At 74.5% G+C, this 17,251-nt stretch carries 11 protein-coding genes; 7 read left to right on the forward strand and 4 right to left on the reverse strand.

Annotated features, from left to right (window positions below; translation table 11 throughout):
• Window positions 1-76: 76 nt before the first annotated feature.
• From ACPPVO_RS33900 to ACPPVO_RS33920, 5 genes are read left to right on the forward strand one after another with little or no spacing between them, the layout of a single operon-like run.
• Complete coding sequence (locus ACPPVO_RS33900) at window positions 77-1,243, forward strand: Kelch repeat-containing protein (protein WP_426502612.1); 1,167 nt, start codon at window positions 77-79, stop codon at window positions 1,241-1,243.
• 1 nt (window position 1,244) lies between these two features.
• Window positions 1,245-4,307 carry a hypothetical protein gene (locus tag ACPPVO_RS33905; RefSeq protein WP_426502613.1) on the forward strand — a complete coding sequence of 1,021 codons (3,063 nt, stop codon included), beginning with the start codon at window positions 1,245-1,247 and terminating at the stop codon, window positions 4,305-4,307.
• Window positions 4,304-9,490, forward strand: a complete 5,187-nt coding sequence (locus ACPPVO_RS33910) for a hypothetical protein (RefSeq protein ID WP_426502614.1) — start codon at window positions 4,304-4,306, stop codon at window positions 9,488-9,490. Before ACPPVO_RS33905 ends, ACPPVO_RS33910 begins: the two co-directional genes overlap by 4 nt.
• Complete coding sequence (locus tag ACPPVO_RS33915; protein WP_426502615.1) at window positions 9,483-11,225, forward strand: hypothetical protein; 1,743 nt, start codon at window positions 9,483-9,485, stop codon at window positions 11,223-11,225. The genes ACPPVO_RS33910 and ACPPVO_RS33915 overlap by 8 nt, the downstream gene beginning before the upstream one ends.
• Before the next feature lie 36 nt (window positions 11,226-11,261).
• Window positions 11,262-12,176, forward strand: coding sequence for a hypothetical protein (locus tag ACPPVO_RS33920; protein ID WP_426502616.1), 915 nt, complete (start codon window positions 11,262-11,264; stop codon window positions 12,174-12,176).
• 117 nt (window positions 12,177-12,293) lie between these two features.
• Here the strand turns inward: ACPPVO_RS33920 and ACPPVO_RS33925 are convergent, their stop codons facing one another.
• Together ACPPVO_RS33925 and ACPPVO_RS33930 are read right to left on the reverse strand one after the other, a co-directional pair.
• Window positions 12,294-12,557, reverse strand: a complete 264-nt coding sequence (locus tag ACPPVO_RS33925) for a hypothetical protein (protein ID WP_426502617.1) — start codon at window positions 12,555-12,557, stop codon at window positions 12,294-12,296.
• 58 nt (window positions 12,558-12,615) lie between these two features.
• On the reverse strand, window positions 12,616-13,224 hold the full coding sequence (locus ACPPVO_RS33930) for a TetR/AcrR family transcriptional regulator (protein ID WP_426502618.1): 609 nt from the start codon (window positions 13,222-13,224) through the stop codon (window positions 12,616-12,618).
• A gap of 98 nt (window positions 13,225-13,322) precedes the next feature.
• On the opposite strand from ACPPVO_RS33930, the gene ACPPVO_RS33935 reads away from it, so the two are divergent.
• The gene (locus ACPPVO_RS33935; protein ID WP_426502619.1) at window positions 13,323-14,744 is read left to right on the forward strand and encodes an MFS transporter; all 1,422 of its coding nucleotides are present in this window, start codon (window positions 13,323-13,325) and stop codon (window positions 14,742-14,744) included.
• A gap of 372 nt (window positions 14,745-15,116) precedes the next feature.
• On the opposite strand, the gene ACPPVO_RS33940 is transcribed toward ACPPVO_RS33935, so the two are convergent.
• Together ACPPVO_RS33940 and ACPPVO_RS33945 are read right to left on the reverse strand one after the other, a co-directional pair.
• Window positions 15,117-15,548, reverse strand: coding sequence for a MerR family transcriptional regulator (locus ACPPVO_RS33940; protein ID WP_426502620.1), 432 nt, complete (start codon window positions 15,546-15,548; stop codon window positions 15,117-15,119).
• A 29-nt stretch (window positions 15,549-15,577) separates the two neighbouring features.
• Window positions 15,578-16,365, reverse strand: a protein-coding gene (locus ACPPVO_RS33945) for an IS5 family transposase (protein ID WP_426514666.1) whose coding sequence is annotated in 2 segments (ribosomal slippage) — window positions 15,578-16,032 and window positions 16,032-16,365 — 789 coding nt in all. Because the reading frame shifts where the segments join, the coding sequence is not laid out codon by codon here.
• Window positions 16,366-16,476: 111 nt separating this feature from the next.
• Between ACPPVO_RS33945 and ACPPVO_RS33950 the strand changes: the two genes are divergently transcribed.
• Window positions 16,477-17,232, forward strand: a complete 756-nt coding sequence (locus ACPPVO_RS33950) for a methyltransferase domain-containing protein (protein ID WP_426502621.1) — start codon at window positions 16,477-16,479, stop codon at window positions 17,230-17,232.
• Window positions 17,233-17,251 lie beyond the last annotated feature (19 nt).

Genomic DNA, 17,251 nt, shown 5'->3' on the forward strand with positions numbered 1-17,251 from the left:
GACCCGACCGAGGTGTTCACGCCGTGAGCCCCCGCCGCACGAGCTTCGAGTCAACGAACCAAGGAGGCAAGACGCCGTGACCACCACCGCTCCGCCCGTGACCGGCACCTGGACCGCCGCGGACGACCTGACGCCCACGGCGACCTGGGACGGGCAGCACGACGGCCCGGTCCGGCTCACCGACGGCACGATCCTCATCGTCGGCGGGGCCGACGCGGGCTCGGCCCCGCTCGCCCGGGCCGCCCGCTTCGAGCCCGCGACGGGGGGCTGGACCCCCGCCGGCGCGCTGCACACGCCCCGCCGCCGGCACACGGTGACCGCGCTCGGCGACGGCGGCGCGCTCGTCGCCGGCGGCACCTCCGCCGCCACCCAGTTCCCGCCGCCGGCCCTGGCGACCAGCGAGCGGCTCGACCCCGGCCACACCACGTGGTCGCCGACCACCGGCCCGCTGCGCCACGCCCGCTGGGGGCACAGCGCGGTCGCCCTCGGCGACGGTTCGGTCCTCGTGGCCGGCGGCAGCACCATCCGGTCCGCCACCTCCCTCACCGCGCTGCGCAGCGTGGAGCGGTTCGACCCGGGCAGCGGCCAGTGGACCGACGTCGCGCCGATGAACGACGCCCGCACCGGCCACGTCGCCGTGGTCCTGGGCGACGGCAAGGTGCTCGTGATCGGCGGCACGGTACCGCTGGGCCCGGACGACGAGGCCGCGCTCGCGTTCTGCGAGCTGTACGACCCCGCCCACGACACCTGGACCGCCACCGGCAGCCTCACCGTCCCGCGGGCCCGGCACCAGGCGGTGCTGCTGTCGCCGACCACGGTGCTGGTCGTCGGCGGGCAGCCGCCCGGCCCCGACGACGACGCCGGGTTCGACCCGTTCCCCCGCGCGACCGCCGAGGTCTTCAACCAGACCACCGGCGCGTGGACCGCGGTGGCCCCGCTGCCGGGCGGCCGGGAGCTGCACCGCGCGGTGGCGCTCGACGACGGGCAGGCCCTGGTGGCCGGCGGCACCGACAACGTCCGCGACGGCGCCGGGTTCACCGCCCCGCTGGTGTTCGACGGCACCGGCTGGACCGCCGTGCCCGGGCTCGCCGTCGGCCGCTGGGGCTTCGGCGCGGCCGCCCTGCAGGACGGCTCGGTGCTCGTCGTCGGCGGCGTGACCCGCAGCGGCCAGGCCACCGCGGCCGGCGCCGGGCGGGAGCTCACGGCCACCACGGAGCTCTTCACCCTCGGCGGGACGGACTGACGTGAACGCGTACTCCTTCCTGCCGTGGCTGCGCACCGGGCTGGCCACGCACATCCTGACCCCGCCGGGCGGCGCCGCCCGGGCCTCCGTCGCGGTGCAGCTGCGGCTCAGCGCCGACACCGACGCCGGCGTCGTCACTCGCGACGTCGAGCAGCAGGTGCAGCTCTACGGGCCCGGTGACGTGGTCGGCGTCGACACCCGGGCGGTCAGCCGCCACGAGCCGCGCGCCTGGGTGACGAACGCCGAGCCGAACTACCTGGCGCACATCGAGTTCTACGACGAGGACTTCCCGTGGCGGTACAGCCCGGCGCCGCCGGACGGCACCACCGGCCGCACGGCGCCGTGGCTCGCGCTGGTCGTGCTGGCCGCCGGCCGCGACGGCGAGGACGGCGAGTTCACCGACGGGGTCAGCCCGGACCGGCCGCTGCCGTTCGTCACCGTCACCGACGCGACCGCACTGCAGCCGCCGGACCAGCTCGGCGCGTGGGCCCACGTGCACGTCAACGGCGACCTGGCGGGCCAGGTCGTGTCGGCCGACATGGGCGTCGCGCTGCCGGCGCTGCAGGCCGTCCTGGCGGCGAACGCCGACAACGCGTGCTCCCGCATCATGTGCCCGCGGCGGCTCGAGCCCGGCACCGGCTACCACGCGTTCCTGGTGCCCGCGTTCGAGAGCGGCCGCCTCGCCGGGCTGGGCCTCGACCCGGCGGCCACCCCGGCCGCGCTGCACCCGGCGTGGGCCGTGCCCTACACCGGCCAGCAGCTGCCCGGCACGCTGCCCTACTACCACCGCTGGTACTTCACCACCGGCGACGGCGGCGACTTCGAGTCGCTCGTGCGCCTGCTGCAGCCCCGCAAACCGGACGAGCGGGTCGGCCGCCGCGACATCGACGTGCACCGCTCGGCCGGGCTCGGCCTGCCGGGCATCGTCACCCCGGCCGCCATCGGCGGGGTGCTGCGCCTCGGCGGCGCCCTGCAGGTGCCCGACCGCGAGCCGGACGCGTTCGACACCTGGGACGAGCCGTACCCGCACCCGTTCCAGCGGGCCCTGGCCGCGCTCATCAACCAGTCCGACGACGCCCTCGTGACCCCGGCCGCGCCGGTCGACCCGATCCTCACGCCCCCCATCTACGGCCGCTGGCCCGCGTTCACCGCGCGGCTGCTCGTGGAGCGCGACCACACCACGCCGGTCGACAACGACCGCAACTGGGTACACCGGCTCAACCTCGACCCGCGCTTCCGGGTCGCCGCGAGCTTCGGCACGCGCGTCGTGCAGGACCGCCAGGAGGAGTTCATGGCGGCCGCCTGGGCCCAGATCGGCGACGTCCTCGTGGCCAACAGCCGCATCCGCGCGGCCCAGCTGGCCCGCGAGGTCGGCCACCGGCTCCAGCTGCGCCACCTCACGCCGGCCCCGGCCCCGGCCGCCCTCGGCCGGCTCGCCGCGGCCGCGCCGTCGGGCCGCGCCCTCACCCTGACCGCCCCGGCCCACGCCCGCGTGACCCAGGCGACCGTCGTCGGCGGCCCGCGCCTCCGCGACGGGCTGGGCCTCGTCGCCTCGGCCGTCGAGGACGTCGCCGTGGGGTTCCGGGTCGCCACGAGCCGGGTCGGCCCGGCCCCCGTGTCCCCCGCGATGCGGCGCATCGTCCGGCCCGGCTCCCGGCTCGTGCGCGGGCTGACGTTCCCCGCCGCCGCACCGCTCGACGCGCTGGTCCCCCGCCTCGACGACGCCGACGACCCGCTCACCGCGGCCCCGCCCAAGCGCCGGCCGGGCGCCCTCGTGGTCGCCGAGGACCTCGACGCCCGCCTGCACCCGGCCGGGCTGCCCGATCCGCTGCCGACCAGCAGCGACTTCGTCATCACCGCGATCGGCGACCCCCGCGTACCGACCCCGGGCGGCCCGGACAGCGCCGACGCGATCCGGTTCAAGGCCGCCCTCGCCGACGCCGCCCGCGCCACCGCCGCGGCCGGGCTCGCCGCACGAACCGACCAGCGCGACCCGCTGCAGGTCGCGACGGCCACGACCGCGGTGCTCGACGGGCTCAGCGCCGACCGGACCGTGCCCCGGAGCCTGCTCACCGCGGTCCGCCTGCCCGAGCGGCTGCAGCCGTTCGCCGAGCGGTTCGTGGAGGCGATGGCCTATCCGGTGATCGACCTGCCGATGTACCGGACGCTGCTGGACCGGTCGGCAGACGTCTTCGTGCCCAACCTCGAGCTGCTGCCGCCGAACACGGTCACCCTCCTGGAGACCAACCGCGAGTTCATCGAGGCGTTCATGGTCGGGCTCAACTCCGAGATGGCCCGGGAACTGCTCTGGCGCGAGTACCCGACCGACCAGCGGGGCACCCCGTTCCGGCAGTTCTGGGACCCGCGCACCGCCCCGGCCCGGCCCGACGAGACGCCGGCCGGGCGGCAGCAGCGGCTCTACGACATCCGCCCGCTCGACCAGTGGCCGCCGACCGCGAAACTGGGCGAGAACGAGAACCGCGTACAGGAGGACCTCGTCCTCGTGCTGCGCGGGGATCTGCTCAAGAAGTACCCGACGGCCGCGATCTACGCGCAGAAGGCCCGCTCGGTCGGCGCCGGGCTCGAACGCGTGCTCGTCGAGCCGCTCGACCCGGCGCACCCCACCCCGGACGAGATCCGGCTGCCGCTCTACGAGGCAAAGATCGATCCCGACGTGTACCTGCTCGGCTTCGACCTCACCGCCGAGCAGGCCCGCGGTACCGGCGGCGACGAGGGCTGGTTCTTCGTCATCAAGGAGCGCCCGGGCGACCCGCGCTTCGGCCTCGACCTCGACCCCGACGGCCCGGTCGAGGTCTGGCACGACCTGTCCTGGCCCGCCGTCGACCCCGCCGGCACCGGATTCATCCGCCTCGACGTGAACACGACCCCGGTCGTGCTCCAGGAGTTCGACAACCCGGTCGACGACGCCGAGAAGGAAGACCAGCACGCCGAGGACCTGGCCCTGCCGCTGTGGCACGCCGGGCTCAGCTCGGCCGATCTCGCCTACATCCTGTTCCAGGCACCGGTACTCATGGCGGTGCACGCCGAGGAGATGCTCCCGTGACGACCCCGCTCAGCGACGCGTACCCGGTGCTGCTCGGCCCGGTACGGATCGAGACCCGGTTCACCGCCACCGACCTGCTGGTCCGGGTCTTCCCGGACGACTGGTCGGTGGACAAGTTCGAACCGCTGCCGACCGCGGCCGAGGTGGGCGCCGTGGACACCTACTGGACCGGCGTCTGGCGCTCGGGCGGCAACCCGGCCGCGTTGCAGGCCGCGTTCGACCAGCTCGCCACGCGCGTGCCGGCCGGCCGGGCGACGTGGCTGCTGCAGACCCGCGTCCCGGCGAACCCGGCCGACCAGCCCGCCGGCGTGCCCGCCACGACCACGGTGCTGACCGTCGTCACGCCGGCGGCGGTGGCGACCGCCGACCGCGCGCCCAGCATCACGTACTGGACCGCGGTGTGGCGCGCCCACGGCGACCGGGTCCGGCTGCGCCAGGCCGACATCGCGCTGCAGACCGCGGTCGGCGCGACCCGGGCCGCCACCATCCGCGGGCGCCGCCCGGCCGGCATCGACGCGGCCACGGTCGTCCGGGTCAACCCGGCGGACCCCAACGACCACGGCGACGACGTGCTGGTCTCGTTCCTCGTCCTGCCGCCGGTACCGGCCGGCGGCCTCGCCCCGCAGTCCTGGACCCAGGCGGCCCTGGCGCGCCTGCTGCCGGACCGGTTCACCGTGCTCGGGTACCTCGGCGGGCAGCAGGTCGTGTCGGTCACCGGCGCCGCGGTGCCGGCCACGCTCGCCGTGAGCCCCAACCCGGGCGCCACCGACCAGCTCTCGGTCGACCCGGCGACCGGGGCTCTGCACGTGCCGCCGGAGCTGCGCTGGATGACCGACTTCGATCAGGCGGTCGCGGTCGGCATGGGGGTGCGCATCCCGCTCACCGACCAGATCCGCCAGGGCCTGGACCGCCTCGTCGTGCTCGGGCTGCGCCAGCAGAAGACCCCGGAGCAGACCGCGACCGACCTGGCCGACCTGTACACGAGGCAGTCGCGCAGCCCCGCCGGGTTCGCGTTCGTGCCGCAGGGCACCGCGACGAACAACACCGAGCAGGCCCCGGCCGGGGCCGACGACACCGGGCCGGTGGCGGCGACCCAGGCGGCCGCCGCGGCCCCGGCCGACTGGCTCACCAAGACCGACGGGCAGTGGTTCGCCGAGCTGGTCGGCGTCGACCCGGCCGCCGTCGCGGGCGCGCCCAACCAGCAGAACACCGACCAGCGCGACGCGCGCGCGGCAAACGTCGCGCTGTGGCCCGCCACCTGGGGCGCGTACCTGCAGTCGACGCTGCACCCGCTGCTGGGCCCGGCCGCCGTCGACCAGACCCGCGAGTTCTTCACCCGCTACGTGTCCGGGCGCGGCCCGGTGCCGGCGGTGCAGATCGGGCGGCAGCCGTACGGGATCCTGCCCACCACCGCGTTCTCCCGGCTCGTGTGGCCGGACGCGCAGGCCCACCGGCGGCGGCTGCACCAGGTGCTCACCGCGATCGGGGCCGACTGGCAGGCCGCCTCGGCGCACGTCGGGCGCCTGCCCCGGCCGGACGACCCGGCGAGTGGGGGCGACCCGCACCAGGTCCTGCTGGACATCCTCGCGCTGCACCCGACCTCGGCCGAGTTCTACCAGCGCTACGCGCGCAGCGTCGAGGAGGTCTACAACCGGGAGAACCTCGGCGGCCTCGGGCCCGCGGTGCTGCCCGCCCTCGACGCCCTCCAGATGCCGCAGCCGGTCCGCGCCCTGCTGACCCGCCTCGGCGCCCCCGGCCCCGACCCCGACCTGATCCGGCGGCTGTTCGCCGACGCGCAGCAGCCGATCCTGGCGCCGCTGGTCGACGACCGGCCGCTGTCGGAGACCGACCCGGTCCGCGGGTACACCACGGACCACCGCAACTACCTGGCCTGGCTGGCCGACCTGGCCGGCACGCACCTGGAGCCGATCCGGCTGGAGACCGGCTTCCTGCGGGACCGGCCGCCCGCCGCGCTGCTGTACCTGCTGCTGCGCCACGCCGTCCTGCTCGGCTGGGAGGACGCCGGCCGCCGCCTCGCGATCGCGGCCGGCAGCCCGCAGGTGCCCGACCCGGCCGACCCGCCGTTCGTGCACGTCGCCACCGCGACCGGTTCGGAGAGCCGGTTCCGGCAGCTGTACTCCCCCGACCCGGTCATCACCGGCAACGCCGACCAGCGCGTGGTCGACTTCGTGCCGGTCGCGCTGGCCGCCGGGCAGCCGCCCACGGCCCAGCTCGCCGAGCAGGTCCAGGCGCTCGGCCTGCTGGAGAACGCCGCGACCGCGCGGCTCGAACGGGTGCTCGTCGAGCACCTCGACACCGCCACCTACCGCTACGACGCCTGGCGGCTCGGGCTGGCCAACGAGCGCCTCGCCGAGCTGCGCTACGGCACCGGCGGCAAGCTGCGCGGGGTCCATCTCGGCGCGTACGGCTGGCTCGAGAACGTACACCCGCAGCCGCCCGACCACCGTCAGCCGGTGCACCTGACGGGCCCGCTCGCCCAGCTGTTCACGCCGCCCGGCTCGACCCCGCTCGTCCAGGACCCGACCGGAGGCGGCTTCGTCCACGCGCCCTCGCCCGCGCAGGCCACCACCGCGGCGGTCCTGCGGGCCGGGTATCTGGCCAACGCCTCGCCCGGCAACCGCGACGCGTTCGCGGTGAACCTGAGCTCCGAGCGGGTCCGCCAGGCACTCAGCGTGCTCGACGGGATGCGGCAGGGCCAGGCGCTCGGCGCTATCCTCGGGTACCGCTTCGAGCGCGGCCTGCACGACCGGTTCGGCGAGGCCGAGCTGGACACGATCATCGACGGGCTGCGCGGCGCGTTCCCGCTGCGCGCCGGGAAGCTGTCGAGCGCCGAGCCCGGAACGCCGGCCGAACTGGTCGAGGCGCGCAACGTCATCGACGGGCTCGCCCTCGTCCGCGTGGTCACGCGCACCGACGCGACCGAGTACCCGTTCGGCGCCAAGGGCCTGCCCCCGGCGAGCCCGGCCCAGCTGGACGCGCTGCACAAGGAGCTCGACCGGCTGCTGGACCTGCACGACGCGCTGGCCGACCTGGCCGTCGCCGAGAGCACGCACCAGGCCATCTCCGGCAACCCGGAGCGGGCCACCACCACGCTCGACACGTTCGCCAAGGAGGGCTTCCCGACCGACCCGACCGTGGTCCGCAGCCCGCGCAGCGGCGTCACGCTGACCCACCGGTTCGGCGTGGTGCTCAACCCGGGCCTCGGCGTGCCGGGCAACGGTACCCCGCGCGTGCAGGCCGAGCCGGCCGTCAACGACTGGCTGGCCGACCTGCTGCCCGACGACGACGACGTGGCCGCGACGGTGACGTGGACCGACCCGGTCTCCGGCAACGCCCGCAGCCGCGTGGTCACCCAGGACGACGCCGGGCTCGAACCGCTGGACCTGCTGTGGGCCGTGCGCCCGGCCGGGGAGGCGGCGATGACCGACCTCGACGACCGCATCCTCGGCGTGGTGTTCGCCCGCGACCAGCCCCGCCCGGACGCCGAGCTCACCATCCGGTACACCATCAGAATTTCCGGCAAGGTGACCTTCTTCGAGCTGTCGCCGCTGGTGGCGTCGCTGCGCACCCTGGTCACCACCGGACGGCCGCTGGCCCCGACCGACCTCGTGCCGGCCGCCGGCACCGCCGACGTCGACCGCACCGCGGACGACGCGGTCACGCTGCGCCGCGAACGACCGGCGGCCGTGCGCAAGAGCCTCGACGACCTCGGCGACGAGGTGGCCGACTACATCCACGACCTCACCCAGGCCCAACCGGCCTCCCGGATCGCCGCCATCGACACGTTCCTGCGCCGGTACGCGGAGCTCGTCGTCACCGGCGGCGGCTTCGGGCTGGTCCGCAGCGGCTGGGGTGAGCTGCTCACCTGGCGGCGCGGCGTGTTCACCGACGTCCTCGCCGCGGTCGCCGCCACCGCCGCGCGGATGGCCGGGCACCTCGCCACGGCCAACGCGCTCATCGCACAGGAGGCGGCGCTGCCCAACTCGGCCACCGACGAGGCCCGCTTCCAGCTCCTCCAGCAGGCCGAGCGGCTCATCAAGACCATGCCGACCAGCCCCCGCCCGCCCAAGCCGGCCACACTGCGCGGCAGCGTGCGCAGCTCCCGGGACAAGTTCGCCAACCGCCTCAACGCGCTGCAGGGCATCGCCGGCACCCACGACAACACCCTCGCCGCGCTGCTCGACGACGCCGGCAAACTCCTGCCGCTGACCGACTTCGACGCGACCGGCCTCGACCTCACCCCGCAGCGGGACCGGGTCACCGCGTTCGCCGCCGAACTGCTCGGCCGCGCCCAGGCGCTCCAGGCCGACATCGCCGGGCGGCTCACCGCCGCCGACGCCGCGCTCGCCCAGTACGACCAGGCCGTCACCGCCCCCGACAAGGTCGCCGCCGGCCTCGCCGCGCTCAAGGCCCTGCTCGGCCCGGACGCCCTCGCGGTGCCCGAGTTCACCGCGACCGACCAGCTCGCACGCGACCTGCACAGCGCCCGCAACGACAGCGACCAGCTCGTGCAGCACCTCACCGCGGCCGGGCGCGACTTCCCGGTCGACGACTGGCTGCACGGCGTGGCCCGGGTCCGGGAGCCGCTGCGGTCGTGGGAACGCGTGACGCTGCTGAGCGACGCGCTGCGCGACCGGGGCGGCCTGCTCGGCGACCCGTTCAACGCGAACGACCCGGAGCTGGAGCCGATCCAGCTGCCGTACCAGCCGCACGACCACTGGCTCGGCCTCGAGTTCGCGGCCGGCGCGGCGATCACCGAGGACCGGCTGCTGTTCACCGCCCACTACGCCGGAAACGACCCGCCGCCGAGCCAGCACCAGCGCTGCGGCCTGCTGCTCGACGAGTGGACCGAGGTCGTCCCGGCCACCCAGGAGACCACCGGCATCGCGCTCGAGCTGGACCGGCCCGACTCCGAGCCGCCCCAGGCGATGCTGCTGGTCGTGCCGCCGGCCCGCACCGGCACCTGGAAGACCGACGACATCGTCGCCGCGATAAACGAGACCTACGACCTCGTACCGCTGCGCGCCGTCGAACCCCAGCACCTCGACACCACCGCGTACGCCCAGCTCCTCCCGGCGACGCTGCTGTCCGCGGCGGCCCAGCCGATCACCATCAGCACCGATCTCGCGATCGCCAACCTCCGGTGGAAGACCAGTGACTGAACCCACGCGCATCGACGACCTCCCGGCCGCGCTGGCCACCCGCGCCTTCCCGACGATCGGCCGCTGGAACCGCCTCGAGGGCCGGCCCCGCACGACCGACTTCGACCGCGCCCTGCGCGCCGAGCTCCGCGATCCACTGTGGATGCTCACCCGCCAGTGGCAACTGGGCGAGTTCCGCGGCAGCGACGCGGGCTCCCCCGTGACCGCCTTGTATTCCATCGGTACCGCGGACGTGTCCGCGCCCGCCAAGCAGCCGATCGAGGCCGCGGCCGAGCGCCGGACGGTCCCGATGGAGCGCGGCCCCGACCCGGTCGCCTACGACCTGCGGCTGACGATCGGACGCCGCTGGCTCAAGCTGCTCGGCAGCTCCGTGCTGCTGCGCCTGTTCCGCGACAAGTACGTCGACGAGTACCCGATCGCCGCACCCGACCCGGCGGCCGACGCCGACACGCCCCGCACCGCCCACCCCGAGGTGTGGGCCCAGCTGCAGGCCGTGTCGGGGCGCCGGATGGACGGCTTCGCCTTCTACCGGCACCTGGTCAACGGCGGCCACGCGTACGACGGCATCCCCGGCAGCACGCTGTTCCGCACCCAGCTGGACGCGCTCGGCACCCGGCTCGTCACCTGGTTCAACGGGCTGATCGACCAGCCCACCGGACCGTCCACATGGGACCCCCGGCGCCTGGAGCACCACTTCTCGGTCGACGCCGGCGGCACCACGCTGACCGCCCCCGAGTACCCGGGCGGCTCCCTGGACTGGCACACCTTCTCGGTCGACACCGGCGCCCCGGCCGCGACGGCCGCCACCCCGGCGACCGTGAACCGCACCGTGCTGCCGGCCCCGGTCCGCTTCTCCGGCATGCCGCTGCCGCGCTGGTGGGCGATCGAGGACGGCACCACCAACTTCGCCGCCGTCCAGCCCGACAGCACCGACCTCATCCGGCTCGTGTTCCTCGAGTTCGCGCTGGTGTTCAGCAACAGCTGGTACCTGCTGCCCTGCGACCTGCCGGCCGGCACCCTCGCGAACATCCAGGGCCTGGCCGTGACCGACGTGTTCGGCCAGCGCCAGTGGATCACCCCGGCCGGGACGGGCGTCGAGAACGACTGGCAGCGCTGGTCCATGTACACCCTCGACACGCCGCAGGCCACCGACGCGGCCGACACCCGGCTCCTGCTGCCCGCCCACGCCCCGCAGATCGCCACCGGCCCCGCCCTGGAGGACGTGTCACTCATCCGCGACGAGCAGGCCAACCTCGTGTGGGGCGTCGAACGCACGATCAGCACCCCCACGGGAGACCCCCGCCGCGGTGACGAGATCGCCGCCGAGCTCCTGGCCCAGCAACGGCGCCTGCACCCGGCCGCGCCGCCCGACGAGCCGCACGCCGCCATCGCCTACACCGCGATGAACGACGTGCCGGCGCACTGGATCCCGTTCATCGCCGCCCACGTGCCGGACGACTCCCGCTCGGTACAGCTGCAGCGCGCGGCCCTGCCCAGCCCGATCGACGGCACCCCGGTACGACCCCACACCGCACTGCTGCGCGAAGGACTCCCCCAGGCGTACTTCGTCAACGAGGAGGAGGTACCGCCGACGGGCACCACCCTGGCGCTGGCGTTCCGCCGCACCCGGTCCGCGGACGGGAGCGTCACCGTGTGGCTCGGCACCCGCCGGGGCACCGGCCGCGGCGAGGGCTCCAGCGGGCTCGCCTACGACATCATCACGCCGACCGGCTGAGCCGCGCCCTTCGGCCGGCCCGTATCAAGCGACGACGTGGCGCATCCGTACGTCATGACCGACAACACGTTGTGGCTCAACTGGCGGGGCGTCGAAGGCGACGAGCGGCTCTGGAACAGCAGCCGGTCCCGCGACGGCGCCTGGGCGGGCGCCGTCGAGACCAGGGCCGCGGCGAGCGCCTTCGCCCCGGCGGCCGCGAGCTTCGCCGACCAGGCGCGCCTGCTGACCTGGGTCGACCAGCAGGGCCGCATCCGCGCCGGCCGCACCGCCTTCGGCGACGAGCTGTCCTCCACCGGCGGCGAGGCGACCCAGTTCACCGGCCGCCCGGCCATCGCCATGAACGGCGATTCCGCCGTCCTGGCCTGGAGCGCGGCCGGCTCGCTGCAGTACGCGACCGGCGGCCCCGGCCACTGGACGTCCCCGGCCCCCGTCGGCGGCTTCACCGACCGGGCGCCCGCCCTGGCCGTCCTGTACAACACGGCCTTCTGCGCCTGGAAGCAGTCCGGCACCGAGCAGATCATGTGGTCCGAGCACCGGCTGGGCGCCTCGTCCTGGTCCGCCCCCGAGCCGCTGCCGCTCGTGGACGGCGGTGCCAGCACCAGCGACGTGCCGGCCCTGGCGGTGACGGGTCGCGGCCTGGCCATGGCCTGGAAGGGCGTGGCCAACAACGATCCGCGCCTGTGGTTCTCCGAGTGGGAGCCCGGCGGCCGCTGGTCCACCCCGCACACCGTGGACCCGATCGACGGCGCCGTCCTGACGAGCCACGGCCCGGGCCTCGCCGCCTTCGACGGGACACTGGTCCTGGCCTGGAAGGGCGCGGGCTCCGACCAGCGGGTCTGGTGGTCCAGCCGGGTGGACGCCAACCGCTGGGCGACGCCGCAGATCACCCACCCGACGATCAATTCCGCCGCCGGCCCGTCCCTGGTCGCCTACGCCGCGCTGCACCCCTGATCCTCGTGCCGCCCAGCCGATCCGGTTGAGGCCGCGAGTCCAGTGCTGCACGATCGGATGCATGCAGGTCTGCGTGTGGTGCCCGACGTCATGATCGGCGGCCGCGGTTTCGTCCGCCTATCGTGATCGGTCGGCCGCCAGCCGGCGCCGTTCGCGGGGGGAGGGCCGGCCGGTTTCGACGAAGACTCGGAGGTCGTCGGCGAGGTGTCGGTGGTCTGCCCATGGTTCCGCATCGGCGACCGAATCATCCGCACCGTCGTCATGGTCGCCCGGTTCGACCATCCGGCCGAGACGACGCTCGACGAGTTGCGCGTCGAGCTCATGTACCCGGCCGACGACCTCGCCGAGCAGTACTTCCGCGGGCAGGCTCGCGGAGAGCATGCGGGCGGGGAGGTCGAGAACGGCGACGCCGACGGACGCGCGCGGTCAGGCCCGGCCACTATCCGCGCCGCGCAACACCCGGGTCCGGTGGCGGGGCGGCCGCGGCGAGCACGGTGGCGGTGATGACGCGCGGTGCCTGCGCCGAGTCGAGCCGTCCGGCGGCGCACTCGTCGGCGGCGGCGTGCACGATGCTGTAGAACACCGTCACGAGCCAGCTGACCGGCAGGTCCCGGCGGAACGCGCCGGTGTCGCGGCCCCGTTCGAGCAGATGCCGGACCCGGGCCATCGGCTGGTCGTGGTGGGCCCGGAGGCGCTCTTCGCCCAGCTCGGTCGCCGCGGCCGACTTCACCGCGTGGAACTGGTGCACCAGCTGCCACGCCGAGCCGATCAGCTCCCCGAGCGCGGTCGCCGGCTCCGCGTCGAGCTCGACCCGGCCGAGTACCTCGTCGCACTGCTCCAGCAACCGGGCCAGCACCGCGTCGACAAGGTCGGCTCGGGTGCGGAAATGCCCGTAGAGGGTCATCCGGCCGACCCCGGCCGCCTCCGCGATGTCCGCCAGGCTCGCCTGCCGGTCACGGCTCAGACAGGCCAGTCCGGCGTCCAGGATCGCATCGATGTTCCGCTGCGCGTCGGCCCGCCGCCGCCCCGCCGCCGGTGCTGCCGACATCACACAACCCCCGCCTCATCCGCACTAACTCAAACAAGCATATACGAGTTACGCTCCCCTCATAACTCGTACTGCATTGCTCGACTTAGGAGGATGGCGTGACCGCACCCACCGCTGCACCGGCACCCGCGACGGCCGAGACACCCCCGCCGCGGCGCTGGCTGGTCCTCGGACTGCTCGGCGCCGGGCAGTTCATGCTGATCCTGGACATCACCGTGGTGAACGTCGCGCTGCCCCACATCAGCGCCGACCTGCACCTGGACCGCATCGCCCTGACCTGGGCGCTCACCGCGTACACGCTGTGCTTCGGCGGGCTGATGCTGCTGGGCGGGCGGCTCGCCGACCTGCTCGGCGCGCGCCGCACCGTGCTGGCCGGCCTGGCGATCTTCATCGCCGCCTCCGCGCTCAGCGGCGCGGCGCACACCGCCACCACCTTGATCGCCGGCCGGGCGCTGCAAGGGGCCGGCGCCGCGATCCTGTCGCCCGCCGCCCTGTCGATCGTCACCACGACCTTCACCGGCGGTGCGCGCAACAAGGCCCTCGGTGTGTGGGCCGCACTCGGCGGTACCGGCTCAGCCGTCGGCGTGCTGCTGGGCGGGGCGCTCACCGCCGGCCCCGGCTGGCGGTGGATCTTCCTCATCAACGTCCCCGTCGGCGTGGCCGTCCTCGCCGCGCTGCCGCTGCTGACCCGGGCGTGGCCGGCCACCCGTCGCCGGGAGCGGCTCGACCTGCCCGGCGCCATGCTGATCACCGCCGCGACCGGGGCCGCCATCTACGGGTTCACCACCGCCGGCGACGACGGCTGGAGCGGCGTGCGCACCCTGGTCCCGCTCGCCGCGGCCGTCGTCCTCACCGCCGGGTTCGTGCTGCTGGAGCGCGGCCGGCGCCAGCCGCTGCTCGACCTGCGACTGCTCACCCGGCGGCCGATGGCGGCCGGCGCGTTCCTCATGCTGGTGGCCACCGCTCTGCTGGTCGGCGGCCTCTTCCTCGGCTCGTTCTGGCTGCAGCACGTGCGCGGCTTCACCGCCCTCGCCACCGGCCTGGCGTTCCTGCCGACGGCGGTGATGACGATCGCCGGCGCCCATCTCGGCAGTCGCATCCTCGGTCACGCCGGCGGCCGGGCGGCCGCGGCCGGCGGACTCGGTGTCGCGGCGGCAGGCGCCGCCGTCGCCACCGCCTGGCTGAGCGCACCCGGCCTGATCATCGGCCTGGCGGTCCTCGCCGCCGGTCTCGGCGCGACGTTCGTCGCGGCGACCTCCACCGCCCTGGCCCACGTCGACCCGCAGCAGGCCGGCGTCGCCTCCGGGGCCGTGAACACCTTCCACGAGCTCGGCGCCGCGATCGGTGTCGCCGTCGTGTCCAGCCTCGCCGCCGCCGGCCTCGGCGCCGACCCGACCAGCACGGGCTTCACCCGCGGACTGCTCTTCATCGTCATCGTCGGCGTGATCGCCGCGGCCGTTGCCGCGGTGCTGATCCCGGCCGGTCGGCCACCAGCGGGCGCCGTCCGCCACATGCACTGACCGGGCCGCCCTGCCACCGCAATGCCGGAGGATCCGCATGCTGCGCCGGCCCGCGCAGCATGCCGGATTCCGGCCGGATCAGGTGCGCAGGCGGGTTGGTCGACAGTGTGGCCAGGCGGTTCGGCGCCTCTGTCCAGGCGGGTTGGTCGACAGTGTGGCCAGGCGGTTCGACGCCCTCCAGGCGGGTTGGTCGACAGTGTGGCCAGGCGGTTCGGCGCCTCTGTCCAGGCGGGTTGGTCGACAGTGTGGCCAGGCGGTTCGACGCCCTCCAGGCGGGTTGGTCGACAGTGTGGCCAGGCGGTTCGGCGCCTCTGTCCAGGCGGCATCGTGTCCGCGGCCGGCGGTCAGGACGATCGACGGCCCGACGGCCGGTCAGGACGGCATGTGCACCGGCGCCTCGACGCCGATCCGGTCGGCCACCATGGCCTGGAAGTGCGGGCAGCTGGTGAGGTCGTCGTGGTCGCATGTCAGCGCGCAGCCGATGAGCTCGAGGGACGCCTGCGCCTGGGCGATGCGGCGCGCCAGGTCGGCCCGGTGCCGGCGCAGGACCTCCGTGCGCTGCGCCGGGCTCGGGGCCGCGATCATCGCGCGGATGTCGTCCAGGCCGAACCCGGCCTCCTTCGCCCGCAGGATGACCGCGATCCGGTACAGGTGGTCCGCACCGTAGCGCCGACGACCGGCCACCGCCCGCGGCGGCGACAGCAGCCCGACGGACTCCCAGTGCCGCAGCACATGCGTGGCCAGGCCGAAACGTGCGGCGATCTCGCCGATACCCATCGACGCCGGCCCGCCGGTTGACTTCATGTCGACATTAACAAGTCCTAACAGAATGATCACTTGATGAGTCGGCGGTAGCAGATGATGGAGCAGGCGAGGCTCATGAACGCTTCGTGGATGTCGTCGCGGATCTCCCAGCGGATGCGGAGGCGGCGGAACCAGTGCAGCAGCGCGACCGTCTGCTCGACCACCCAGCGGTGAACGCCCAGCCCGGAGCCGTGCTCGACGCCGCGGCGGGCGAAGTAGGGGGTGATGCCCTGATCGCGGACCCGGTCGCGGTAGATGTCGAAGTCGTAGGCCCGGTCGGCGTACAGGCTGTCGGGGCGTCGGCGGGGCCGGCCGCGTTTGCCACGTATCGGCGGGATGGCGTCGATCAACGGCAGGAGCTGCGTGACGTCGTGGCGGTTGCCGCCGGTCAGGCTGACGGCGAGTGGGATGCCCGCGCCGTCGGTGATGACGTGGTGTTTCGAGCCGGTCTTGGCGCGGTCGACCGGGCTCGGTCCGGTTTTGGGCCGCCCTTCAGGGCCCGCACATGCGAGCCGTCGATCACCGCCTTGGACCAGTCGAGCTTGTCCGCGGCGCGTAGCTCGGCCAGCAGGAGCTCGTGCAGACGTTGCCAGACCCCGGCCTCGTGCCACTCGGCCAGCCGCCGCCAGCAGGTCATCCCAGACCCGAAGCCCAACTCCTGCGGCAGGAACTCCCACGGGATCGCCGTGTACAGCACGAACAGAATCCCGCACAGCACCTGCCGGTCCGGCACCCGTTTCCGCCCGGGGTTACGCAACCGCCGCGGGTGCCGGGGCAACAGCGGCTCGATCCGCTCCCACAACCCGTCCGGCACCATCCATGGTGGCTGCTCGCCCTTCCGCACGGTCGACACTATAGATCATCGTCCACAAAGGACGGAAGTCCCTAGATCATTCTGTTAGGACTTGTAAGTCGCAGGGTGGTGGGCATGTCAACGACGAGCGACACCGTCGACGCGCTGATCCGGCTCCTCGACGCCGCTGACGCACTGCCCGGCGCCGCCGCCCTGCGGGAGCGCAGCTACGACCTGCTCGCGCTCCCCCCGGGCGGGACGGTGGCCGACGTGGGCTGCGGCGCTGGCCGGGCGGTGGCCGAACTCGCCGGCCGCGGGTTCCACGCGATCGGGGTGGACCGCAGCGAGCAGATGATCGAGCAGGCCCGACGGCGCCGGCCCGGCCTCGACCTCCGATCGGGCGATGCCCGCCGGCTCCCCGTCCCGGACGCGTCGGTTGCCGGGTACCGCGCGGACAAGGTCTTCCACGAACTGACCGACCCCGGCCAGGCTCTCGCCGAGGCCCGGCGGGTCCTCACCCCAGGCGGTTCGATCGTGCTGATCGGCCAGGACTGGGACACGTTCGTCATCGACGCCGACGACCGGGCGCTGACCCGGACCATCGTGCACGCCCGCGCCGACACGATCCCCAACCCGTGGGGCGCCCGCCGCTACCGCAACCTGCTGCAGGCGGCCGGATTCGACCAGCCCGCCGTCGAGGTGCACACCGCGGTGTTCACCGACGCCACCATGCTGCCGATCCTGGCCGGGCTCAGCAGCGCCGCGCAGAGCACCGGCGCCATCACTGGCGAACAGGCCGACGCATGGACCGCCGAGCAGCAGCACCGCGCCCAGACCGGTCGGATGTTCCTCGCCATCCCGATGTTCGTCGCCTCCGCGCGCCGATCATGACAGCTCGCGACGCTGGGCC

Source organism: Dactylosporangium sp. McL0621, assembly GCF_049995355.1.
Lineage (GTDB): Bacteria > Actinomycetota > Actinomycetes > Mycobacteriales > Micromonosporaceae > Dactylosporangium.